Origin of the sequence: Urbifossiella limnaea (genome assembly GCF_007747215.1) — a bacterium.
Taxonomy (GTDB): domain Bacteria; phylum Planctomycetota; class Planctomycetia; order Gemmatales; family Gemmataceae; genus Urbifossiella; species Urbifossiella limnaea.
The window spans coordinates 844698-871003 of the sequence record NZ_CP036273.1; the positions used below are offsets into that span (position 1 = coordinate 844698).

The following is a 26306-nucleotide window of genomic DNA, read 5'->3' on the forward strand; positions in this document are numbered from 1 at the left end:
CGGCCGTGTCCGATTTTCGACTCGTGCTCGCTGATACCGGTAGGCGCCGTGCCGCTCCCGGCCGTCGCTCGCCCCGTGCCGGAGATCGCCCGTGTCTCGTTCCTGGCTCCGTCAGCTGTTCCGCCGTTGGCTCCGCCGCCCGTCGCCGACGGCCCCCATCCGCCGCCCGCGGCCGCGCGTCGGGCTCGGCCTGGAGGAGGTCGAGGACCGCATCACCCCGGCGACGATCACCTGGATCAACGCCGCGGGTGGGGCGTGGAACACGGCCGCGAACTGGGACCTCGGCCGGCAGCCACTCGCCGGTGATGATGTTGTCGTCCCCGACCTTGGGGCGCCCGGCGCGAACGTCTCGATCACCAACGCGGCCACAAGCACGCAGTGGCTACAGAGCCTCACGATCTGGGAGAACGTGACGACCGGAGCCGGTGTTTCTGTGCGGTTGGCCGGCGACCTGGCCATCAACGGCGGTGCGACGTTTCGTGTCTCGAACTCCTACCTCGACTTCGACGCGAGTTCGTCGGCGACCGTTCAGCATGTCACCACGAGCGGCGGCGGGACGATCGAACTGGTACTCGGCGGGGACCTCAGCCAGTTGGGGACCGCTCACACGGTTTCCATCGGTGCCGGGATCTCGGTGACCGCCCTGTCCGGCGGGGGGGGCATCGGGAACACCGGGGGCTCTCGGCCAGCCGGGACGTGGACGAACGCGGGCGACTTGTCCGTCGTTAGCGGTGGAACCCTGACCATCGGCGCCGTCGGCGGGTCCTGGACGAACACGGGCGCGATCAGCGTCACCGGCGGCACGCTCAACCTCGGTGGCTCGTTCACCGGGGCCGACGTGGCGAACCTCACCAACACGGGCGGCACGGTCAACCTGACCGGTGACGTGACGGGCGACCTCACCCTCGGTGCCGCGGCCGGAACTTGGAGGTTCGGCGGCACCGGGGCATCGCTGACCAACTCGACGATCACGGTCGATCCGGCCGCGTCCTTCGTCGAGAACGGCAACTTCATCTTCGACAACGTCACCATCGCCGCCGGCTCGACGGTCGTGGCGTCCACCACCGGGAGCGCGTTCATCACGGTCCAGAACGGGCTGACGGTCAACGGCACCTTCCAGGTCGGGCCGGCCAGCGGTTCGGCGGGCGGCGCCGTTCACACTGTCGGGACGATGACCATCGGCGGGACCGGCACGATTCAGTTCGGCAGCGGCAACTTCGACAACCGGATCAGCGCCGGCGGGAGCGGGAACACCCTCACCCTGGGGCCGGGACTGACGCTCACCGGGCGGTCGCCGACCGTCCGCGCGGCGACCGGCACGGGCCCCACAGGGAACACGGTGGTCATCCACTCGGCCGTGATCCCGACCGTGGCGATGGCCAACCGCGTCGCAACCCTCGGCCAGTACGGCGACCTGGTGACGACAGGCACGATCGGCGGCATCAGCGGTGCGTCGGTGACGATCGCTGCCAGCAACTGGACCAACTCCGCGACCATCACTGTGCCGGCCGGTGCGACGTTCAACACACCCACCACGACCTGGTCGAGTACTGGCTCCTTCAACGTCACCGGCGGCACCTTGAACCTCGGTGGCAGCTTCGCCGGCAGTTCGGTGAGCGACCCCGGCCGCTTCTCCCGCACCGGCGGCACGGTGAACCTGACCGGCACCGTGACCGGCGGGCTGACCCTCAGTGCGAACACCGGCCCGTTCACCCTGACGAGTACCGGCACCGTCTCCGGGGGGACGCTCCTGACGAGTGGCGGGGCGTCCCTCGTCCTCGCCGGCGGCACCCTCAGCGGCGCGACGATCGGGGCCGGAGCGACGGCTGCCACGGCCAGCGGCACCACCGTTCAGGTGCTCGGCGGGCTGACGGTCGACGGCACCCTCCAGGTCGGCGACGCCGCCGGGGCCGGGTCCGGCGTCCTCAACTTCCCGCAGACGCAGACGATCGGCGGGTCCGGCAGCGTCGTCTTCGGCGGGCACGGCTCGAACGCCCTCACCGCCCACGTCGCCGGGGTGGCCACGAACTTCACCCTCACGCTTGCCGCCCCACTCCGGTTCGCCGGGAAGACCGGGACGTTCGGCGGCTCCTCGACCGGCGGCGGGGTGACCAACTGGGTCACCGCCGCCACCATCCGCCCGGACGTGAGCGGCGGCGGGTTCGCCTTCGGCGCGAACGCGACGACGGTCCAGAACTCGGGCACGATCGGCACCATCGCCGGCTCGACGCTGACCATCAGCGCCCCGAACTGGTCGAACACCGGCCTGCTCGACGTGGGCGGCGGCACGCTCAACCTCGGCGGCGGGTTCGCCACCGCCTCGGTCGCCGGGGGCCGGTTCGCCCGGGCCGGTGGGACCGTCAACCTGACCGGGACGCTGACCAACACCGGGGCGACGCTGGCGCTCGACGCCGTCCGCGGAGGGTGGAACTTCCCGGCGGGGGGGAGCATCGTCGGGGGCACCGTCCAGACCAACCCCGGGCTGGCGCTTACGGTCACGGGGACGAATAATCGGCCGGTACTCAACGGCGTGATCCTGGCCGCCGGGAGCGTCCTCGACATCGGATCGGTGAACGGTGCGATCGTGGATGTCGTGGGCGGGTTGACGATCAACGGCACCGTCCTCGTCGGGAACGCCGCCGGGACCAACGCGGGCACACTGAACTTCCCGGAGTCCCAGACGATCGGCGGGACCGGGACCGTCGTGTTCGGGGGGCACGGGTCGAACGCCCTCACCGCCCACGTCGCCGGGGTGGCCACGAACTCCACCATCACCCTCCTCGCCCCACTCCGCTTCGCCGGGAAGACCGGGACGTTCGGCGGCTCCTCGACCGGCGGCGGGGTGACCAACTGGGTCACCGCCGCCACCATCCGCCCGGACGTGAGCGGCGGCGGGTTCGCCTTCGGCGCGAACGCGACGACGGTCCAGAACTCGGGCACGATCGGCACCATCGCCGGCTCGACGCTGACCATCAGCGCCCCGAACTGGTCGAACACCGGCCTGCTCGACGTGAACGGCGGCACGCTCAACCTCGGCGGCACGTTCCCCGGCAGCTCGCTGGGCGACCCCGGGCGGTTTGCCCGCATCGGCGGGGCGGTCACGATCACCGGCACCGTGACCGGCGGGCTCACGCTCCGCGACACGGTCGGCGACATGACGCTGAGTGGGGCCACGATTTCGGGCGGCACCGTCGACCGCGCCGCGGGGAGCACCGCGCGGCTGATCGCCACCAGCACCTCGTCGAACCTCGTCGGCGTCACGCTCAACACCCCCGTCGATCTGACGCAGAACACCGGGGCGGTGGTCCGGCTGAGCGGGTCGCTGGTGCTGAACACCACCATGCCGATCGGGTCGGCCAGCGGGGCCGTCACCGCCGGGGTGTGGGCCGACACCTCGCTCACCGTCTCGACCACGTACGTCCCCGGCGTGGGCCCCGGCACCGGGTACGGCCGGTTCGTGCTCGGGCCGTCGGCGTCCAACTTCCTCGACCTGAGCACGAACAACTCCGCCCTCACGATCGCCCCGAACGTCACCGTGGAGGCGAAGGGCGGGCGGGTCGGGCGGTCGTCGCTCACGATCACCGTCGTCAACCAGGGGACGATCGAGTCCGGGCTGGGCGTGCCGGCGACCGTGTACCTCGGCACCGGCGGGGCGAACTTCGGGACCGTCCGGGCGAACCCGGGGTCGAACCTGACCCTCGACGGCCCGGGGTGGACGAACGCCCCCGGCGGCACCATCACGGCGACGAGCGCGACGCTCACGACGAACAGTGGGTCGAACGCGTTCACCAACCTCGGCACGCTCGCCGCCACGGACTCGGTGGTGAACCTCGGCGGCGCGTTCACCCAGGCCGCACTCGGGAACTTCACCCGCACCCGCGGCGTCGTCAACCTGACTGGCACGCTGAGCGGCGACCTGGCGCTGGACGACGTGTCCGGCCCTTGGAAGATCACCACCGGCACGCTCCGGGACGGGGTGTTGTCCACGTCCGGGGCCGCCGCCCTGGCCGGCGGGAGTGGCTTCAACTTCGGCCTCACCCGGTACGCGATCAACGGTGCCCTCGACCTGTCGCGGACCGGCGGCACGATCACCGTCACCGGCGGGCTGACGCTGAACACGTCCGTTGTCGTCGGGGACGGGGTCAACGTCTCCACGACGTTCAACGTCGCCGACGCCCAGACGTGGACGGGTACGGGCGAGTTCGTGTTCCGCGCGGCGGCCGGCGGCGGCGGGGTGAGCCGTCTCAACGTGTTCAACCCGCTCACCATCGACCGGGCGTTGACCCTTCGCGGGAACGCGCTGCTGGTGGCCGGGGCGAACATGCCGCTCACCAACCTCGGGACGCTCGCGGCGGACGCGGCCGGCCCGACGACCGGGTTTGAGATCGGGCTGGGGACGTTCACGAACCTGGGCACCGTGTCGGCGACGAACGGCGGGATCGTGCGGATCAACCCGCAGACGACGTTCGGAAACTTCACCACCTACACGCAGTCCGGCAACACGTACACCGGCCCGCTGACCGGCGGGCGGTGGGTGGTCGGGAACGGCAGCGCGATCCGGACGTACTTCAACACCAACGGGGTGTACCAGTACACCCGCCTGAACGCGGACGTGACGCTGGACGGGTCGGGGTTGTTCGGCGGGGCGCAGAACGCAGCCACCGACGCCTTCGCCCCCCTGGCCGCGATCGACGCCGGCGGGAAGCTGACGCTCGGCGCCGGGCGGTCGTTCTCCCCGTCGGGCACCTTCACGAGCGCCGGGAACCTGACGGTCGGCGCCGGCGGCACGTTCGGCGCCCCGCCGCCGGCGACGCCGACCACGAGCGGTCTCGTGAGCCACTACGCGGCCGAGGGGACCACCGCGGACGAGACCGCCGCGAACCCCGGCACCACCCCGAACGGAGTGTCGTACGCCGCCGGCATCCGCGGGCAGGCGTTCAACCTGGACGGCATCAACCAGCACGTCCGCGTCCCGGACTCCGCCGCCCTCCGCCCGACGAACCTGACGCTCGACTTCTGGGTGAACTTCAACGCCGTCCCGACCGGCACGGCGGTGTACTCGCTGGCCGCCAAGCCGGTCGGCTCCGGGGACGAGGACTCGTTCGCCGTCTGGTACCAGACGGGGGCGCTGCGGGCCTACGTGAGCAACAACGCCGCCGGGTCCCCGGCGCTGGCCTACACCTGGGCGCCGGCGGTGGGCCAGTGGTACCACGTGGCATTCGCGTTCGACGACGCCGCCAACGCCATGGCCCTGTACGTGAACGGGGCGCTCGTCACGTCCGCCACCACCACCCGGTCGATCGCGTACGACGCCCAGCCCCTGATGCTCGGGGCCGACCAGACGGCCGGGGCGCTCAGCTACCCGTCGAACGTGAAGCTGGACGAGGTGCGCATCTTCAACCGCGCCCTCTCCGCGGCCGAACTCGCGACGATCCACACCTACGAGACCGTCGCCCCGCTGTCGTTCACGCAGACCGGCGGCACCACGACGATAAACGGCACCCTCCTCGTCCCCGGCGGGGCGGGCGTCGCCGCCGGCGCCACCTTCAAGGGCGTCGGCACGGTGCAGGGGAGCCTGACGAACGCCGGCACCGTCGCGCCGGGGAACTCGCCCGGGTTCCTGAACGTCACCGGGGACTACACCCAGACCGCCGCCGGCACGCTCGAACTGGAGATCGCCGGGCGGAACCCGAACGTGCCGGAGTACGACCGCCTCCGCGTCACCGGCGTCGCGTACCTCGACGGCATCGTGCGGGTGAACCTGCTGGACGGGTTCCAGCCGGCGCTCGGCGACAACTACCAGGTGCTGACCGCGGCGGCGCGGGTCGGCCAGTTCGCGGCGCACGAGTACCCGGCCCCCGGCGGCGCCGGGCGGGCGCTGAAGTCGGTGTACGACCCCGCCCCGCCGCTCCTCCCGTCGAGCCAGCCGGGCCTCCTGATCCAGACGCAGCAGCTGCCCCCGGTCGAGTTCGGATACGGCACCACGGCCGCCCCGACCGCGGCCGCGACCGGCAACACGTTCGTGGCCCGGGACGTGGCCCTCGACGCCGCCGGGAACAGCTACGTCGTCGGGTGGTTCCAGGGCACGGTCGACTTCGACCGCGAGACGGCCGCGGCCGGGGACACCCTGACCTCGACGGGCGCGAACCGGGACGGGTTCCTGGCGAAGTACGCGGCCGACGGGACGCTGCTGTGGGTGCGCGCGATCGACGGCACGACCGAGGCGACGGCCCAGGGCGTGGCGGTGGACACCCGCGGCAACGCCGACCCGGCCGACGACCGGGTGTACGTGGTCGGGGCGTTCACCGGCTCGGCGACGTACCCCGGCGCCGGGCCGGTGGCGGGTACCGCCGTGCAGTCCGGCCTGCTCCTGCGGACCGACTCGGCCGGCGCCGCGGTCGGGTTCGGGGCGGTGAACGCGGTCGCCGGGGGCGGGGCGTTCCTGGACGGCGTCGCGGTCGGGCCCGGCGGGAACGTCGTCGTCGCCGGCACTACCGGCACGACGGCGGACCTCGACCCCGGGGCGGGCACCGCCACGTTCGGCCCGTTCGGCACCAGTAACGCCCTTGTCGCCGAGTACACCCCGGCGTTCGGGTTCGTCCGGGCCGACCGCATCTCGTCGGCCGGGGCGTTCACCAACTTCGGGTCGGACGTGGCCGTGTCGGCCGCCGGCGACGTGTGGTTCACCGGCACGTTCACCGCCGCCGCCACCACCGGCGCCGCCGTGCTCGCCAACACCGGCCCGGCCGGCACCACGGACGTGTTCCTGATCAAGTTCGCCGCCGCCACCTTCGCCCCGACCGTCGCGCGGGCCTACGGCGGGGTCGGCGGCGACGGCGGGAACGGGTTCACGCCGCCCTCCGTGGCGGTGGACCCGGCGGGGAACGTCGTGCTCGGGTCGCTGTTCGAGTACGCCGTGGACTTCGACCCCGCCCCGGACCGGGCGTTCACCCTGGTGAGCGACGGCGACGCGGACGGGTTCGTCCTCAAGCTGGCCGCCGACGGCGCGTTCCAGTGGGCGCGGCGGGTCGGCGGGTACCGGGACGACTCCGTGACCGGGGTGTCGACCGACGCCCAAGGCGCGATCTACCTGACCGGGGTGTTCGCCGACACGGTGGACTTCGACCCGTCGACCGCCGGCTACCTGCTGTCCGCCGGCGGCAGCGCCGGCCAGGCGTTCGTCGCCCGCTTCACCTCCGGCGGCGAGTTCGGGTGGGCGTTCGCGCTCGGCGGCGGCGCGGCGGCCACGTCCATCGGGTACGCCGTCGCCGTCGGCCCGGAGGGCCGGGTCGCCTCGGTCGGGGCGTTCGCCGGGACGGTCGACCTCGACCCGACCGCCGGCACCGCCTCCCGGACGTTCACCGCCGGCGGAACGAGTGCGGAGGCCGGGTACGTCTCGCTGATCCGCCAGAAGGGCGCGCCCGCCGCCGTCATCCTCGGCGTCCCGGCCGGGCCGGTCGCCGAGGGCACCACGCTCGGCCTCGGGGTGAGCGTCGCCGACGCCGACTCGGCGTACTTCACCTACGCCTGGAGCGTCCGCCGCGGGGCCGACCCGGAAGTCACCGGCACCGGCCCGGCGTTCACCGCCCGGCTCGCCGACCAGGGCGTCTACGTCGTCAGCCTCACCGTCACCGACGAATCGGGGAACGCCGACACCCGCACCACCACCGTCACCGTCGTCGACGCCGCCGCGGCGCTGAACCCGACGGCGTTCGCGGCCGGCGCCCTCACCTCGCTGGCGACGGCCACGCCGCCCGTCGCCGCCGGCGACGCCCTCGGGTCGAGCCTCGCCGTGGGCGGCGGGTACCGGCTCGTCGGGGCGCCGGGGCGGGCCGTCGGCGGGTTCGCCGGCGCCGGCGCCGTCCGCGTGTTCGACGCCGCCGGCGCCCTCGTGTGGACGCTGGACAACCCGGCGCCCGCGCCGAACGCCGGGTTCGGCGCCGCCGTCGCCGTCGTCGGCACCTTCGCGGTCGTCGGCGCGCCCGGGGCCGGCGCCGGCGCGGCCTACGTGTTCGACCTCGCTACCGGCGTCCTGGTGCAGACGCTCACCGGCCCGAGCCCCGTCGCCGGCGACCGGTTCGGCGCAGCCGTCGGCGCGCTCGGCGGGCTGGTCGCCGTCGGCGCCCCGGGGCGTGGCACGGTCGCCGGCAGCGCCGTCGGCGAGGCGTACGTGTTCGACCCGCTCACCGGGCTGCGGCTGCGCGTACTCCGCAACCCGACGCCGGCGCAGGACGACGAGTTCGGCACCGCCGTGGCCGCGGTCGGGGCGAACCTGCTGGTCGGCGCCCCGGGCGACGACACGGCCGGGCCGAACGCCGGCGCCGCCTACCTGTTCGACCCCGGCACCGCCCGCGTCGTCGCCGCGCTCCTCAACCCGAACCCGGTCGCCACGCCGACGACGGGCGTGTTCGCCAGCCGGTTCGGCGCCAGCCTCGCCGCGTCCGGGCTGCGGGCCGTGGTCGGCGCGCCGACCGAGACGTACGGCGGCACCGCGAACGCCGGCCGCGTGTACCTGTTCGACCTCGACCCGGCGTCGGCCAAGTTCGGCGGCAGCGTCCGCGCCTTCAACAACCCGACGGCCGGGGCCGGCTGGTTCGGCCGGTCGGTGGCGCTGACCGGGAACCGCCTCCTCGTCGGCGCCACCGCCGAGAACGCGACCAGCCCGGGCGCCGGCGCGGCCGTGCTGCTCGACACCGAGCCGACCGCCGCCGGGCTCCAGACCGTGATCGCGTCGCTGACCAAGACCGGCGGCGCCGGCGGCGACCGGTTCGGCGCCGCCGTCGGGTTCGCCGGCGACGACGTGCTCGTCGGCGCGAGCGGGGACGACGCCGCGGCGACCGACGCCGGCGGGCTGTACCGGTTCGCCGGCACGGTCGCCGCGTTCGCCACGACCACGCTCGGCGAGGGCGGCACGGTCACCGTGACCGGCTCGTTCACCGACCCCGGCCTGGCGGACGGCCACACCGTCCTCGTCGACTGGGGCGCCGGCGAGGCCACGACGCGGCTGTCGCTAGCGGCCGGCGTGTACACGTTCACCGCGTCGCACGCCTACCCCGACGACAACCCGACGGGCACGCCCAGCGACGTGTACCCGGTCCGGGTGCGCGTGCTCGACCAGACCGGCGACGTCCTCGTGGCCGACCTGGCGCCGGCCGCCGCCGACCGGTTCGTGCGGGCCGACGCGGCGACGGGCGCGGGCGCGTCCACGCTGATCGCCGCGGGGGCGGTGGCCGGCGCGCCCGAGGTGGCCGGCTTCCAGGTCGGGCCGGACGGGCTGCTGTACGTGGCCTACGCCGGCGGCACGAACCCGATCGTGCGGTTCGACCCCGCCACCGGGCAGCTGGTCGACACGTTCGTCGCCGCGGGGTCGTCGTACTTCGACCAGCGGACCGGCAACCTGGCGTTCGGCCGCGACGGCACCCTGTACCAGTTCGCGCCCGGCAGCGGCGGGCTGTACCTGACGCGCGTCGCCGGCCCGGCCGGCGGCACCGTCACCCCGGCCACCGGCACCGACAGCATCTTCAGCAGCACGTTCGCCGCGCCGGCCGGGCAGCGGGCGTTCGCCGTCGGGCCGGACGGCAACCTGTACGTCGCCCGCTCCACCGCCACCGCCGGCGTCATCGAGAAGTACTCCGCCGTCACCGGCCTGTCGCTCGGCGTCGTGGCGGGCAGCGCGACCGGGTTCCAGCCCAGCGAGGTGAACAGCATCCGCTTCGCCGCCGACGGCACGGTGTACGTCCTGAGCGCGTCCGCCCCCGGCGCCGCCGACCGGCTCGTCGCCCAGATCGACCCGGCCACCGGCACGCTGCTCCGCACCTTCCCGCTGTCCGCCGGTGCCGGGTCGTTCCCCGACCACATCGCGATCGGCGCCGGGAACGTGCTGTACTACTCGTCCGGCAACCCGGCCGCGCCGGCCGTCCGCCGGTTCGACCTGACCACCGGCCAGGAACTGGCGCCGTTCGCCGGCCTCGGCCTGACCGCCGGCGGCTACGTCATCCCGCTCGCCACCCAGGACGTGGCCGCGACGAACCTGACGGTGACGAACACCGCGCCGGCCGTGGCCGTCCGCGCGGCCGCGGTCGCCGGCGGGACGTACACGCTGTCCGCGGTCGTGGCCGACGTGGGTGCCCGCGACACGTTCACGTACTCGTGGTCGGTCACCGCCGGCACCGCGACGATCGTCGGCGGCACCACCGGCAGCTCGTTCGGCTTCACCCCGACCGGCGCGGTCACGGTCAGCCTCACGGTGACGGACGACGACGGCGGCGCGCTGACGACGGCGACCCGGGTGGTGTTCGGGACCGCCGACAGCGAGACGATCACGATCACGAACACCACTTCGACGGTCGGCGGCGCTTCAGCCGTGAGCCTCGGCAGTGTCGGCCGCGTGATCGTTTTCGGGCTCGACGGGGACGACACGATCACCGCCTCGGGGGTCACCACCTTCCCGGTCGAGCTGGTCGGCGGGGCGGGGGCGGACACGCTCCTCGGCGGCAGCCGCGCGGACGTACTCACGGCCGACAGCCCCGGCGGCTACGGCACCTCGCCCGCCACCGCCACCGACGACCACGCCGCCGACAGCCTCAGCGGCGCCGCCGGGAACGACACCCTCGACGGCGGGCTCGGCGACGACACCCTCGCCGGCGGCAACGACGACGACTGGTACCTCGAGGTGCCCGGCAGCGACGACCTGCTGACCGAGAGCGGCACGACCGGCGTCGACCGCGTGGACTACTCGCCGGCGTACTTCGGAATCACCTTCAGCCTCGACCCGCTGTGGCTCAAGCAGGTGGTGAACCCGGACGCCCCGTTCGCCGAGCAGCACACGGTGCAGATCCTCGGGGCGTTCGAGAACCTCACCGGCAGCGGCTACGGCGACGTGCTCTCCGGCAACAGCCTCGACAACGCCGTCGCCGGCGGGGCGGGGAACGACCAGATTTTCGGCGGCGACCGGCTGAACCTCTTCGCCCTGTTCGTGGCCGACGGCACCGACACGCTCGAGGGCGGCGTCGGCAACGACACGGTGGACGGGGGGGCGGGGAACGACGGCATCTTCGGCGGCGACCGCCTCGCCTTCACCTTCGACGCCGGGCAGACCGACGACGACAGCCTCGTGGGCGGGCTGGGGAACGACACGGTGGACGGGGGGGCGGGGAACGACGGCATCTTCGGCGGCGACCGCCTCAACCTGCTCTTCCCCTACGCCGGCAGCGACGACGACAGCCTGGCCGGCGGCGCCGGCAACGACACGGTGGACGGGGGGGCGGGGAACGACGGCATCTTCGGCGGCGACCGCCTCGCCTTCGGGCTCGACACCACCCTCGCCGGCGTCCCCGACAACGACAGTCTCGTCGGCGGGTGGGGCAACGACACGGTGGACGGCGGGGCGGGGAACGACGGCATCTTCGGCGGCGACCGCCTCGCGCTCTACGCCCCTTACTACTTCGTCGGCGACGACGACAGCCTCGTGGGCGGGCTGGGGAACGACACGGTGGACGGGGGGGCGGGGAACGACGGCATCTTCGGCGGCGACCGCCTCGCCTTCACGCTGGACCCGGTCGCGGCCGCCGGCCTCGCCGACAACGACTCGCTGGCCGGCGGGTGGGGCAACGACACGGTGGACGGGGGGGCGGGGAACGACGGCATCTTCGGCGGCGACCGCCTCGCGTTCACGTTCGACCCGTTCGGGATCAGCCTCCCGGACAACGACTCACTCGTCGGCGGGTACGGGAACGACACGGTGGACGGGGGGGCGGGGAACGACGGCATCTTCGGCGGCGACCGGCTGGCGCTCTCCTCCGACCCCGCCGCCCTCGGCCTCCCGGACGACGACAGCCTGACCGGCGGCGTCGGCAACGACACGGTGGACGGGGGTGCGGGGAACGACGGCATCTTCGGCGGCGACCGCCTCGCCTTCACCTTCGACCTCGCCGGCCTGGGGCTGACCGACGACGACAGCCTGGTGGGCGGGCTCGGCAACGACACGGTGGACGGGGGTGCGGGGAACGACGGCATCTTCGGCGGCGACCGCCTCGCCTTCACCGTCGGCTTCGACGCGCCCCCGAGTGTGTCCGACGACGACAGCCTCGTGGGCGGCGTCGGCAACGACACGGTGGACGGGGGGGCGGGGAACGACGGCATCTTCGGCGGCGACCGCCTCGCCTTCACCCTCGACCCGCTCGGCCTCACCTACTCCGACAACGACTCGCTGGTCGGCGCCGCCGGGAACGACACGGTAGACGGGGGTGCGGGGAACGACGGCATCTTCGGCGGCGACGGCGACGACGTACTCACCGGCGGCGCCGGCGCCGACCTGTTCGAGGGCGGCAGCGGGCTCGACACCCTCGCCGACGCCGCCGACGCGACCGTGACGCTGGCCGCGACCACGGTGACGATCGCCGGCGTGGTCGAGCGCTTCTACGACGTGGAGCGGGCGGCGCTGGCCGGCGGCGCCGGGGACAACCTGATCGACGCCGGCGGGTTCGGCGGCCCGGTGTCCCTCACCGGCGGCGCGGGCAACGACACGCTCGTCGGCACCGCCTACGGCGACACGCTCGTCGCCGGCGCCGGCAGCGACTCGCTCGTCGGCGGGGCCGGGGCCGACACCCTCGACCTCGGCGGCGGCACGAAGAGCGCCGACGGCGGCGCCGACAACGACCTGTACCTCGTCCCCATGGGCGGGGCCGTGACGCTGACCGACGTGTCCGGCATCGACAGCATCGACCTCAGTACCGCCCCGCGGGCCGTGCGGGCCGACCTCCCCGCCGGGCTGATCACCGACGCGGCGGGCGCCGCGGTCGTGTTCGCCGCGGGCACGTTCGTCGAGAACGCGACCGGCACCACGTTCGCCGACACGCTCAAGGGTACGGCCGACCGGAACATCCTGGCCGGCGGCGGCGGGCTCGACGTGATCGACGGGGGCGCCGGCGAAGACACCCTGCAGGGGAGCTTCCCGCAGATCGTGTACCTGGACTTCGACACCGCCACCGGCCCGGGCGAGCACGCCTACACGGTCGAGGAGCGGAACCTGATCCAGGCCCGGCTGGAGGCCGTGTACCCGGCCCCGTTCAGCGTCACGTTCACGCAGGGCGTGCCCGGCACCGGCCGGTACTCGACGCTGGTGGTGAACGGCGGCGACTACGCCGAGAACGAACTGGTGCTCGGCGGCGACGTGGACGCGCTCGACTTCCGCAACACCGACCTGGCGGCCGGCGGGCGGGTGAACGCGACCGGGTTCCTCGGCCGCGCCGGGCAGGCGGCGGCCACGTCCGAGAACTACGTGGCGTTCACAGCCGCCGTGGCCGCGCACGAGCTGGCCCACCTGTTCGGGCTGCGGCACTCCGACTCGTTCGGCCCGATCGGCACGAACCCGGCCACCGGGCTGCCGTACGGCGTGTCCGCGGGGCTGTTCCTGGCCGCCGTGTCGCCGAACGAGACGGCCGGCGGCGTGCCGGTCGGCGCCGGCCAGGTCGCGTACCCGCTCAAGCACGGCCTCGTCAGCATCGCCCCGCGGCCGCAGGCCGGCGCGACGGTCGTGCCGTTCTACTCGCCGCTCGGCGTGATTTACGAGGGCACGACGCCCGTCGCGCGGTTCACCGTGACCACCGCCGGTGTCGTGCAGCTGACGCACCTCGTCGCAACGCCCCGCGTCACCGGCGCAACGCTCGACGCCGCCAACGGCATCGTCACCGTGAACTGGGCGACGCCGCCGACCAGCTCGAAGCTGATCGCGTCGTACCAGTACAGCCCGTTCCGCCCGGTGTACGACGGCCCGGCCGACGCCGGCGAGACGGCCCGGCACATCACCGCGTCGCCGGCGTCGGTCGGCAGCACGGTCGCCGACGCGCTGGGGGCGACGTACCTGGGCGAGCGCGAACTCCTCAAGCTGGCCTTCGCCGACGCCAGCACCACGCGCGCCGAGGCGACGCTCCCCGTGCGCGCCGGCGGCACGCCGCTGCCGGCGGGGGTCGCGGCGCAGCTCGGCGCCGGCGGGCTCGTCCGCGACCTCGGCCCGGTGCCGCTGCTGGCGGTGCCGAACCTCCTCCCCGCCGGCACGACGAACGCCGGCCGGCTGATGAACGTCCGCGCCGCCGGCGTGGTCGGGTCGATCGGGCTGAACACGGTCAGCCGGGTCAGCGAGAACGACGTGTACGCCGTGCAGGGGGCGGCCGGCGACCTGCTGACGGTGGAGGTGCTGTCGGTCACGCTGCGGGCGCGCATCGGCAACACCATCGACGGCGTCGTGCGGGTGTACGACGCGGCGGGGAACCTGCTGAACTACTACGGCCGCCCCGCCGAGAGCGACGACGGGTTCGACAACTCCGACCCGCTGCTCCAGGACGTGCGGCTGCCGGCCGACGGCACCTACTACGTGGTGGTGGACACGTACGCCGGCCCCGGCGTGCCGGACACCGACACCGGCGGGTACGAGCTGCTGCTGTACTCGTACCCGGCCCCGGGCGCGCCCGGGCCGAACCAGCTGCTCGGCGTCGGCCCCGGCGACAGCGTCGTCGGCGGCGCCGGGGCCGACGTGCTGGTCGGCAGCACGGGCGTGGACCGGCTCGTCGGGTTCGTGAACGAGGACACCATCATCGGCGCCACGCCGGCCGACGTGCTGGCGGCGACGCTCGACCCGGCCGCGGCCGTGACGGTCGCCCTCACGCCGGCACTGCCGGCCCCGGAGGCGGTGCTTACGGCGACGGCCGCGCCGCTGCCGGACAGCGTGAACGCCAGCCTCACGTTCGTGTGGAGCGTGGACGGCGTCGTCCGCCGCACGATCACCGGCGCCGCGCTCGCGGACCAGTACGACCCCGCCGCCCCCGGCCAGGCGCTGACCGCCGGGCAGGTGGTGGTGGTGATGGTGACGCCGCAGAACGCGACCGGCACCGGCGAGCCGGCGGTGGCCGCCGTGCTGGTCGGCGCCGCCGCGCCGACGGCCACGAACAACCAGACCGTCACCGTGACCGAGGACACCGCGACCGCCCGCATCCTGGCCATCACCTCCCCGGGCGGGGCGCCGGTCACCGGCATCACGCTGACGCAGGCGCCGCAGTACGGCACGCTGGTGTTCGACCCGGTGCTGCTGCTCGTGGTGTACACGCCGGACGCCAACTACACCGGCACCGACACGTTCAGCTACACCGCCACCACCGCCGCCGGCACGAGCGCCCCCGCGACGGTGAGCGTGACCGTGGCCGCCACGAACGACGCCCCCACGACCACCGCCCCGGCCGCCGTCGCGGCGGTCGAGGACGCCCCGGTGGCACTCGCCGGCGTGACCGTCGGCGACCTCGACTCGGCGGTCGTCACCGTCACGCTGACCGCGGCCCGCGGCACCGTCAGCATCGGCGCCGTGAGCGGCGGCACCGTGACCGGGAACGGGACCGGCACCGTGACCGTGACCGGCTCGCCCGCGGCCATCAACGCCGCCCTCGCCGCGGCCGGCGGGCTGACGTACACCGGCGCCGCGAACGCGACCGGCAGCGATACCGTCACCCTGACCGTGGCCGACGCCGACGCGACGAAGCCCCTGACGGCCGCGACGACGATCGCCGTCACGCTGGCCGCGGTCAACGACGCCCCCGTCGCCCAGCCGGCGACCCTGACCGCGACGGAGGACACGCCCCTCGTCGGGCAGGTCGCCGTGGCCGACGCCGACAGCGGCGCGTTCACCTACACGCTCGTCGGCGGCTCGGCGCCGGCGAACGGCACGTCCACACTGACCACGACCGCCGGCACGCTCGTGCTGAACGTCGCCACCGGCACGTACACCTACACCCCGGCCGCGAACTACACCGGGCCGGTGACGTTCAGCTACCGGGTGAACGACGGCACCCTCGACAGCACGACCGCGACCGGCACCATCAGCGTAGCCGCGGTGAACGACGCGCCGACGGCCGCCGCCCACTCGGGGACGGTGCCGGAGGACGGCACGCTCGCCGGCCAGCTCGCCGCCACCGACCCCGACCTGCCGGCACAGCCGCTGACGTTCGCGCTGGTCGCCGGGTCGGCGGCGAACGGCACGGCGGTGGTGAACCCGAACGGCACGTTCACGTTCACGCCGGCGGCGAACTTTAACGGTACCGCCTCCTTCCAGTTCGCCGCGTCCGACGGGCTGCTGGCGAGCGCGCCGGCGACCGTGACGGTCACGGTGACGGCGGTAAACGACGCCCCGACGTTCGGCGGCGGCGGCGACGTGACGGTGAACGAGGACACGGGCGCGTACTCGGCCGCGTGGGCGACCGGCGTCGGCGCCGGCCCCGCCGACGAGTCCGGCCAGTCGTTGACGTTCACGACCAGCAACACGAACGCCGCGCTGTTCGCCGCGGCGCCTCAGGTGAGCGCGGGCGGCGTCCTCACGTTCACCCCGGCCGCGAACGCCTTCGGCACCGCCACCGTGACCGTGACGCTGACGGACGGCGGCGGCACCGCGACCGGCGGCGTCAACAGCACCGTGCGCACCTTCACCCTGACCGTGTCGCCGGTCAACGACGCCCCGAGCTTCACGGCCGGCGGGAGCGTGACGGTGCCGGAAGACGCCGCGCCGTACTCGGCCCCGTGGGCGACCGCGCCGTCGGCCGGGCCGGCGAACGAGTCGGCGCAGACGCTCGCGTTCGTGGTGACGAGTGACAACGCGGCGCTGTTCGCGGTGCAGCCGGCGGTCAGCCCGACGGGCGTGCTCACCTTCACGCCGGCGGCGAACGCCAGCGGCACGGCCGCCGTCACGGTGCGCCTGACGGACACAGGCGGGACGGCGAACGGCGGCACCGACACGAGCGCGCCGCAGGCCTTCACCATCGCCGTGACGGCGGTGAACGACGCCCCCACGGCGGTGACCGCGAACCAGAGCACGCTCGAAGACACGGCCGCGGACGTGGACCTCGCCGCGCTCGTCGGAGACGTGGAGACGCCGACGGCACAGCTGGCGTTCACCGTCGGCGGGGCGGTGAACGGCACGGTCGCGCTACTCGCCGACGGCCGCACCGCCCGGTTCACGCCGGCGGCGAACGCCACCGGCAGCGGATCGTTCACGTACTCCGTCACCGACACCGGCGACGGCGCCTCCCCGGCCCTGACGACTGGCCCGGTCACCGTCACGGTGCTGATCACGCCCGTGAACGACGCCCCGATCTTCACCGCCGGCGGGAACGTGACGGTGTCGGAGAACGCGGGGCCGTACTCGGCCGCGTGGGCGACCGCACTCTCGGCCGGCCCGGCGGACGAGTCGGGGCAGACGCTCGCGTTCGTGATCTCGAACAACAACGGCGCGCTGTTCGCAGTTCAGCCCGTGGTGAACCCGGCCGGCGTGCTGACGTTCACGCCCGCGGCGAACGCCAGCGGCACGGCCACTGTCACGGTGCGCCTGACGGACACCGGCGGGACGGCGAACGGCGGCGTCGACAGCACCCCGCCGCAGACGTTCACCATCACCGTGGCCGCGGTGAACGACGCCCCGACGGCGCGGGACGACGCCTTCACCGTGGCCGAGGACGCAACGCTGACCGGCTCGGTGACCGGGAACGACTTCGACGTGGACAGCCCGAGCTTCACCGCCGCGGTCGTGACCGGCCCGGCGCACGGCCTGCTCACCTTCGCCGCCGACGGGAGCTTCACCTACGCCCCGGCCGCGAACTACTTCGGCACCGACACGTTCACCTACCGGCTGAACGACGGCCAGCTCGACGGCAACGTCGCCACCGTCACCGTCACCGTGACGCCGGTGAACGACGCGCCGACGGCCGCCGACGATGCGGTGACGACGCGCGAGGACACGGCGGTGGTGGTGGCCGTGCACGGGAACGACACCGACCCGGACGGCGACGCCCTGACCGTGACGGCGGTGACGCAGCCGGCGCACGGGTCGGTGACGCTGTCGGCGGGGGTGGTGACGTACACGCCGGCGGCGGACTACTTCGGGTCGGACGCGTTAACGTACACGGTGTCCGACGGGAGCGGCGGCACGAGCACGGCGACCGTGGGGGTGACCGTGTCGCCGGTGAACGACGCCCCGGGCTTCGCCGCCGGCGGGGACGTGACCGTCGCCGAGGACTCGGGCGCGTACTCGGCCGGGTGGGCGGCGGCGGTGTCGGCCGGTCCGGCGAACGAGTCGGGGCAGGCGGTCGCGTTCGTGGTGACGACGACGAACGCGGCGCTGTTCGCGGTCGCGCCGGCGATCAGCCCGACGGGCGTGCTGAGCTTCACGCCGGCGGCGAACGCCAGCGGCACGGCCACGGTCACGGTGCGGGTCACCGACGACGGCGGGACCGCGGACGGCGGCAGCGACACGAGCGCGGCGCAGACGTTCACCATCACCGTGGCCGCGGTGAACGACGCCCCGACGATCGCCGGCACCGCCGCCGACCAGCCGGTGACGGACCAGACGACGCTCCGCCCGTTCGCCGCGGTCACCGTCGGCGACGTCGACGGCGATGTGCTCACGCTGACGGTCGCGCTCGACGACTACGCCCGCGGCGCGCTGACCGGCACGGGCCTGAGCGGCACCGGTCCGTACACCCTCACCGGATCGCCGGCGGCGGTCACGGCGGCGCTCCGCGATCTGGTGTTCACCCCAGCCGCGAACCGCGTCGCCCCCGGCCTCACCGAAACGACCGCGTTCACCCTTACCGTCACCGACGGCGCCGCCGGCGCGACCGCGGCCGCGTCCGTAGTCGCCACGTCGGCGAACGACGCCCCGGCCGCCGCCGCCGCGAGCCTGAGCGCGACCGAGGACGGCGCCGCGGTGACGACGGCCGCTCTGACGGACGACGCGGACACCGACGACGACGCGGCGAGCCTGACGTACGCGGTCACGCAGCCGGCCGAGGGCACGGCCACGAGCGTGGGCGGCGGGGTGTTCCGGTTCGACCCGGGGGCCGCGTTCCAGAGCCTCGCCGCCGGCGCCACCCGCGTCGTCACCTTCACCTATACCGCGACGGACCGGCACAACGCGACGACGACCAGCACCGTGACCGTCACCGTGACCGGCACGAACGACGCCCCGACGCTCGCCGGCCCGGCCGCGGTGAGCGCGGCCGAGAACACCGTCGCCGTCGCCACCTACGCCGCCGCCGACGCGGACGCCGGCTCGACCCTGACGTTCGGCCTCGCCGGCGCCGACGCGGCGCGGTTCGAGCTGGTGGCGGCCGGGGCGAGCACGTACGAGCTGCGGTTCAAGGCGGCCCCCGACTACGAGGCGCCCGCCGACGCCGACGGCGACAACGTGTACGCCGTGACCGTGACCGCCGCCGACGGCACCGCCACGACCTCGCGGCCGGTGCTGGTGACGGTGACGAACGCGAACGACACCGCCCCGGCGGTGACGAGCAACGGCGGCGGGGCGGCCGCGGCCGCGAGCGTGGCCGAGAACACGACCGCCGTGACGACCGTGACCGCCGCCGACCCCGACGGCCCGCTGACCCCGCTGACGTTCTCGATCGCCGGCGGCGCCGACGCGGCGAAGTTCACCATCGACGCCCCGTCCGGCGCGCTGTCGTTCGCGGCTGCCCCGGACTTCGAGGCGCCCGCGAGCGCCGCCGGGTCGAACGTGTACCTCGTCACGGTCCGCGTGTCGGACGGCGCCCACACCGCCGACCAGGCGCTGGCCGTGGCCGTTACGAACACGAACGACACCGCCCCGGTCGCCGCGGCCGACGCCGTGACGGTGTCGGAGGACGCCGCCGCGACCGCCGTGCCCGTGCTCGCCAACGACACCGACGCCGACGGCAGTTTGCTCATCGTCACCGCCGTCACGCAGCCGGGCGCGGGCGTGGTGACGCTGTCAGGCGGCGTGGTGACGTACACGCCGCCGGCCGACTTCTTCGGCACCACGGCGTTCACGTACACCGTGTCCGACGGTGTGTTCAGCAGCACCGGCACGGTGGCCGTCACCGTCACCGCGGTGAACGACGCCCCGACGTTCACCGCCGGGGGGAACGTGACCGTGCTGGAGGACGCCGCGGCGTACTCGGCCGGGTGGGCGGCGGCGGTGTCGGCCGGTCCAGCGAACGAGTCGGGGCAGGCTCTCGCGTTCGTGGTGACGAGTAGCAACGCAGCGCTGTTCGCCGTCGCCCCCGCGATTAGCTCGGGTGGCGAGCTGACGTTCACGCCCGCGGCGAACGCCAGCGGCACGGCCACCGTCACGGTACGCCTGACGGACACCGGCGGGACGGCGGACGGCGGCATCGACACCAGCACGCCGCAGTCGTTCACCGTCACCGTGACCGCTGTCAACGACGCCCCCACGGCGGCCGCCGGCACGCTGGCCGTCACCGAGGACACGGCCGCGACGGGCCAGTTGACCGCCGCCGACATCGACAGCGGGACGTTGACCTACGAGATCGTGACGGCGCCGACCCGCGGCGCGGTGACGGTGAACGCCGCGACGGGGGCGTACACGTACACGCCGAACACGAACGCCACCGGCGCCGACTCCTTCACCTTCCGCGCCAGCGACGGCGCGCTGTGGAGCACCGTCGCCACCGTGACGGTCACCGTCGCCGCGGTGAACGACGCGCCGACGGCCGCCGACGACGCGGTGACGACACGCGAGGACGCGGCGGTGGTGGTGGCCGTGCGCGGGAACGACACCGACCCGGACGGCGACACCCTGACCGTGACGGCGGTGACGCAGCCGGTGTACGGTGCGGTGACGCTGTCGGCGGGTGTGGTGACGTACACGCCGGCGGCCGACTACTTCGGGGCCGACTCGTTCACGTACACGGTGTCCGACGGGCACGGCGGCACGAGCACGGCGACCGTGGGTGTGACGGTGTCGCCGGTGAACGACGCCCCGAGCTTCGCCGCCGGCGGCGCCGTGAACGTGCCGGAAGACGCCGCGGCGTACTCGGCCGGGTGGGCGGCGGCGGTGTCGGCCGGTCCGGCGAACGAGTCGGGGCAGGCGGTCGCGTTCGTGGTGACGACGACGAACGCGGCGCTGTTCGCGGTCGCCCCCGCGATCAGCCCGACGGGCGTGCTGAGCTTCACGCCGGCGGCGAACGCCAGCGGCACGGCCACGGTCACGGTGCGGGTCACCGACGACGGCGGGACCGCGGACGGCGGCAGCGACACCAGCGCGGCGCTGACGTTCACCATCACCCTGACCGCTGTCAACGACGCCCCCACGGCCGCGGCCGCGAGCCGCACCACGCTCGAAGACACGGCCGTCGACGTGGACCTCGCCGCGCTCGTCGGCGACGTGGAGACGCCGACGGCACAGCTGACGTTCACCGTCGGCGGGGCGGTGAACGGCACGGTCGCGCTACTCGCGGACGGGCACACGGCCCGGTTCACGCCGGCGGCGAACGCCACCGGCAGCGGCTCGTTCACTTACTCCGTCGCCGACACCGGCGACGGCGCCTCCCCGGCCCTGACCACCGGCCCGGTCACCGTGTCGGTGGTGGTCACCGCCGTCAACGACGCCCCGAGCTTCGCCGGCAGCGGGGACGTGTCCGTCCTCGAAGACGCGGCCGCGTACTCGGCGGCGTGGGCGACGAACCTCTCCGCCGGGCCGGCCGACGAGACCGGGCAGACATTCACGTTCGTCGTCAGCAGCACGAACCCGGCGCTGTTCGCCGTCGCGCCGGCGATCAGCCCGACGGGCGTGCTCACGTTCACCCCGGCGGCCGACGCCTTCGGCACTGCCACCATGAACGTCGTGCTCCGCGACGGCGCCGGCACCGCGAACGGCGGCATCGATACAAGCGCCAGCCAAACGTTCACGCTCACCGTCGCGGCGGTGAACGACGCACCGAGCTACACGGCCGGCGGGAACGTCGCCCCGCCGCCGGGGGCCGGTGCGTACTCGGCCGGGTGGGCGGCGGCGGTGTCGGCCGGTCCGGCGAACGAGTCGGGACAGGCGGTCGCGTTCGTGGTGACGACGACGAACGCCGGGCTGTTCGCGGTCGCCCCCGCGATCAGCCCGACGGGCGTGCTGAGCTTCACGCCCGTGGCGAACGCCAGCGGCACGGCCACCGTCACGGTGCGACTCACCGACAGCGGCGGCACCGCGGACGGCGGCATCGACACCAGCACGACGCAGTCGTTCACCATCACGCTGACGCCGGCTACGACCGGCGGCGTCGCCGTCACCGCGTTCCGCGGGCCGGTCGCCGGCGTCGTCACGGACACCGCCGCGGCCGGGTTCGGCGGGTTCACCGCCGTCCGCGGGCAGCCGGTCACGCTGTCCGGCACGTTCACGGGCGGCACGGCCGGCACCGCGCTCGTCATCAACTGGGGCGACGGCACCGCCACCGCCGCCACGATCGACCACGCCGCGGGCACGTTCACCGCGACGCGGTCCTACGCCGCGGCGGGCACCTTCGCCGTCGAGTTGTCGGACGGCGCCGGCACGGTGTACCGCACGGCGGCGACGGCCGTCGCGGCCGCGGAGGTGCAGGGCGGCGTCCTTGTGGTCGGCGGCACCCCGGACGACGACCTGATCTCCGTCGCCGCCGGGGCGGACGTCGGGTCGCTGGCGGTCACGGTCAACGGCGTCGTCACCACGTACGCGGCACCGGCCGGTGGGTTCACCCTTGTCGCCGTCTTCGCCCAGGCCGGGAACGACGTGGTCACCGTCGCCGGCACCCTCCCGCTCCCCGCCGACCTCGACGGCGGCAGCGGGAACGACACCCTCGCCGGCGGCGGCGGGGCCGACACCGTCCGCGGCGGCACCGGCGACGACTCGCTCCGCGCCGTAACCGGCGACGACGTGCTGTGGGGCGGCGACGGGAACGACACCCTCCGGGCCGGCGCCGGCAACGACCGCGTCTTCGGCGACGCCGGGAACGACGTGCTGATCGGGGCGAGTGGCGACGACACGCTCGACGGCGGGGCCGGCAACGACTCGCTGGTCGGCGGCAGCGGCGGCGACCTCCTCCTCGGCCGCGACGGCGACGACACCCTCCGGGCCGCGGCCGGCGGCGACGTGCTCGTCGGCGGGGCCGGCAACGACTCGCTGGTCGGCGGCAGCGGCGCCGACTCGCTCGACGGCGGGGCCGGCGACGACTCGCTGGCCGGCGGCGGCGGCGCGGACACGATCCTCGGCGGCGCCGGGAACGACCGGCTCGACGGCGGCGGCGGCGACGACTCGCTGGTCGGCGGCACCGGGAACGACACCATCCTCGGCGGCGCCGGTGCCGACGTGCTCGACGGCGGCGCCGGCGGCGACGTGTTCCTCGGCTGGGGCGGGGTGTTCGTGGACGACGTGCTCGCCGGCGGCGGCGGGTACGACCGGGTCGTGAACCCCGGCGAGAGCGGCGGCCTGTCGCTCGCCTACTTCGGCCCCGACCTCGGCGTCGAGGAGATCGCCGGCGCCGCCGGGGCGGGCGACCAGCACGTCGCCGGCACGTCCGGGGCGAACGTCTTGAACTTCAGCCAGACCCTGCTGACGAACCTGCTGTACGTGGACGGCCGCGGCGGGAACGACGCCGTCACCGCGTCGGCGCTCACCTCCGGGATGCGCTACGTCGGCGGCGGCGGGGGCGACCTGTTCGCCGTGACCGCCGCCGCCGCCGGGACGGAGGCCGTGATCGACAACTTCAAGAGCGGTACCGACAAGCTCGACCTGCGGGCGCTCGGCGTGACCGCGGCGAACCTGACGTTCATCGCCGCCGGGGCCGACCGGCTCGTCCGCATCCAGCTGGCGAACGGCGGAGTCATCACGCTGCGGCTGAAGAACTTCAGCGGCGACCCGCCGGCGTCCGACTTCTTGTTCACATGACCGCGCCCGCCGTCGCCCTGTACTACGACCCCGACGGGTACGTCGAGCGGACCGCCCCCGGCCCGGCGGGGGCGGCGCGCGGGCTCATGGGGCGGCAGGTCGCCGGGCGAACCTTCCTCGACGCCTACCTCGCCCACGGCACCTGGGACACGCTCACGGCCGTGGTCCGCGACCGGCGGCGGGCGGCGCCGCTCGCCGCCGCCGGCCGGGCGCACCCCGCGGCCCGCGGCCGGCGGCTGCGGGTGCTCACCGAGCGCGAGTTCCCGCCGGCCGCCGACCCGCCCGCCGTCCTCCACTTCCCGAACCCGCCCGACCCGCGGTTCGCGTGGGCCCGCCACGCCGGCGGCTCCGGCGCCGCACTGTGCGGCGTCACCCACACCCTGGCCACGCCCGCCGCCGCCGCCGCGCTGTGCGACCTCGTCGCCGCCCCGTTCGAGCCGTGCGACGCGCTCGTGTGTACGTCCCGCGCCGTCGCCGCGATGGTCCGCGCCGTCACCGACAGCTACCGGGCGTACCTCGCCGACCGCTGCGGCGCCGCACCGCCGCTGCGGCCGCGGCTCGAAATCATCCCGCTCGGGGTGGACCCGGCCGCGTTCCGCCCGCCCGACGCGGCCGCCCGCGCGGCCGCCCGGGCGCGGTTCGGCATCACCGACGACGAGGTGGTGGTGCTGTGCGTCGGCCGCCTGTCGCACCACGCCAAGGCGCACCCGTACCCGCTGTTCCACGCGGCGAGCGAGGCGGCCCGGCGGACCGGCGCGCGGGTGCGGCTGCTGATGGCCGGGTGGGCGGCGAACCCGGCGGTCGCGGCGGCGTTCGAGGGCGGGGCGCGCGTGTTCGCGCCGGCCGCGCGGGTGACGTTCGCCGACGGCCAGCACCCGGCCGTGCGCGCCGCCGCGTGGCCGGCCGCGGACGTGTTCGCGTCCCTGCCGGACAACGTGCAGGAGACGTTCGGCCTGGTCGTGGCCGAAGCGATGGCCAGCGGGCTGCCGGTCGTCGCCGCCGACTGGGACGGCTACCGCGACCTCGTCGCCGACGGCGAAACCGGCCTCCTGGTGCCGACGCGGCTCGTGGCCGGGGCGACCACGGGGGCGACGGGCCGGCTCCTCGGCGGCCTCACGAACTACGACCACTTCCTCGCCGAGTGCAGCCAGGCGGCGGCGGTCGATGCCGCGGCGGCGGCGGACGCGCTGACCCGGTTCGTGGCCGACGCGGCGCTGCGGGCGCGGCTCGGCGCGGCCGGGCGGGCGCGGGCCGTCGAGCGGTTCGCGTGGGGGCACGTCATCGCCGCCTACGAGGCGTTGTGGGCCGACCAGGCGCGGGAGTTCGCCGCGCGCCCGCCGCGGGCACACGGCCCGGTACGCTACCCGCCGCCCGAGGTGTCGTTCGCCGGCTACCCGACGGCGTGGCTGACCGACGCCGACGCGCTCGCCGCGGCGCCGGACGCGGCCCCGCGGCTGGCGGCGCTGCTCACGATGCCGCTCACCAACCTCGCCGCCGCGAGCCGCTGCGCCGACCCGGCCGCGCTCGCGGCGCTGCTCGCCGCCGCACCGGCGACCCTCGGCGACCTCGCGCGCTCGCTGGAAAGTCGTGGCGTTCCCGCGGAGGCGGCGCGGGCCACGGTGGCGTGGCTGCTCAAGTACGGGCTGCTGGCGCCGGCCGGATGAGCGACAGGAAGGCGTCGCCGGCGTGCTCCACTTCGAGGAACGCGGCACACCCGTCGGCCGGCTTGTACACCCGGAACGCGCGCATGACGCCGAGCGTGGCCGCGCTCTCCAGCGGGCCGACGAACGCGGCCGAGCGGTCGAGGAAGTCCGGCCGCACCGCCCACGCCGCCATCTGCCCGGCGGTGAGGAAGAAGCAGCCGGCGTGCGGGTTCAGCGGCCGGCGGAACACGAGCGGCAGGCCGAGCGCGTCGGCGCGCAACTCCGGCGTGTCGGTCACGTCCTGGAAGCGGGCGGTCACGTCGGGCCGGAGCGGGCCGTCGAGGTACGCCTTGTTCGCGGCCTTCCCGGCGGCCGCCTCGTAGCGGTTCGGTTGCAGCAGCGCCCCCTCGCCGAACGCCGCCGCGAACCAGCGGAGCTTCACGAAGAACAGCGGGTCGCGGAGCACGAGGTCGTCTTCGAGGTAGCAGTAGTAGTCGTACCCGGCGGCGAGCCGGTCGCGGAGCGCGGCGTGGCACTCGTACCCGAGCAGCCGGGGCTCGGCGGCGGTGGGCAGGTGCGCGAACCCGAGGCCGGCCGGGAGCCGGTCGAGGACGTGCCGGCCGCCGGTGGTGCAGACGAGCACGTCGGCGGTGCCGGCGGTGAGGTGGTTGGCGGGCGTGGTGGTGCGCCGGGCGATGTCGAGCACGCACTGCGGGCGGGCGAAGGTGCGGACGCCGGCGAGCAGGTCGGCGAGCGCCCGGGCGCGGGCGGCGGCGTCCGGGCGCGTGGACCCGTACCGCCCGCCGGGCTCGGGCGCAAAGTAGTGCGGGACGCAGAACAGCAGCCGCATCCGACGCCCCCGCCTCGCTGGTGACCGCCGCCGGCGGTCGGAGTCACTGTACGGCCGGCGACCGTCGCGCGGGACGCGGTCAGCGGGCGGAAACCCC

General features: G+C 74.8%; 3 protein-coding genes. 2 read left to right on the forward strand and 1 reads right to left on the reverse strand.

What is annotated here, in order from left to right; translation table 11 throughout:
* The first annotated feature begins 91 nt into the window (after positions 1-91).
* Both ETAA1_RS03580 and ETAA1_RS03585 read left to right on the forward strand, forming a co-directional pair.
* Entirely contained in the window at positions 92-23716 is a 23625-nt protein-coding gene (locus ETAA1_RS03580) for a tandem-95 repeat protein (protein ID WP_145234377.1), read from the forward strand.
* Positions 23713-25380 carry a glycosyltransferase family 4 protein gene (locus tag ETAA1_RS03585; protein WP_145234379.1) on the forward strand — a complete coding sequence of 556 codons (1668 nt, stop codon included), beginning with the start codon at positions 23713-23715 and terminating at the stop codon, positions 25378-25380. Before ETAA1_RS03580 ends, ETAA1_RS03585 begins: the two co-directional genes overlap by 4 nt.
* Here the strand turns inward: ETAA1_RS03585 and ETAA1_RS03590 are convergent.
* A complete protein-coding gene (locus tag ETAA1_RS03590; RefSeq protein WP_145234380.1) occupies positions 25349-26209 on the reverse strand; it encodes a calcium-binding protein in 861 nt (286 codons plus the stop codon). The genes ETAA1_RS03585 and ETAA1_RS03590 overlap by 32 nt on opposite strands.
* Positions 26210-26306 lie beyond the last annotated feature (97 nt).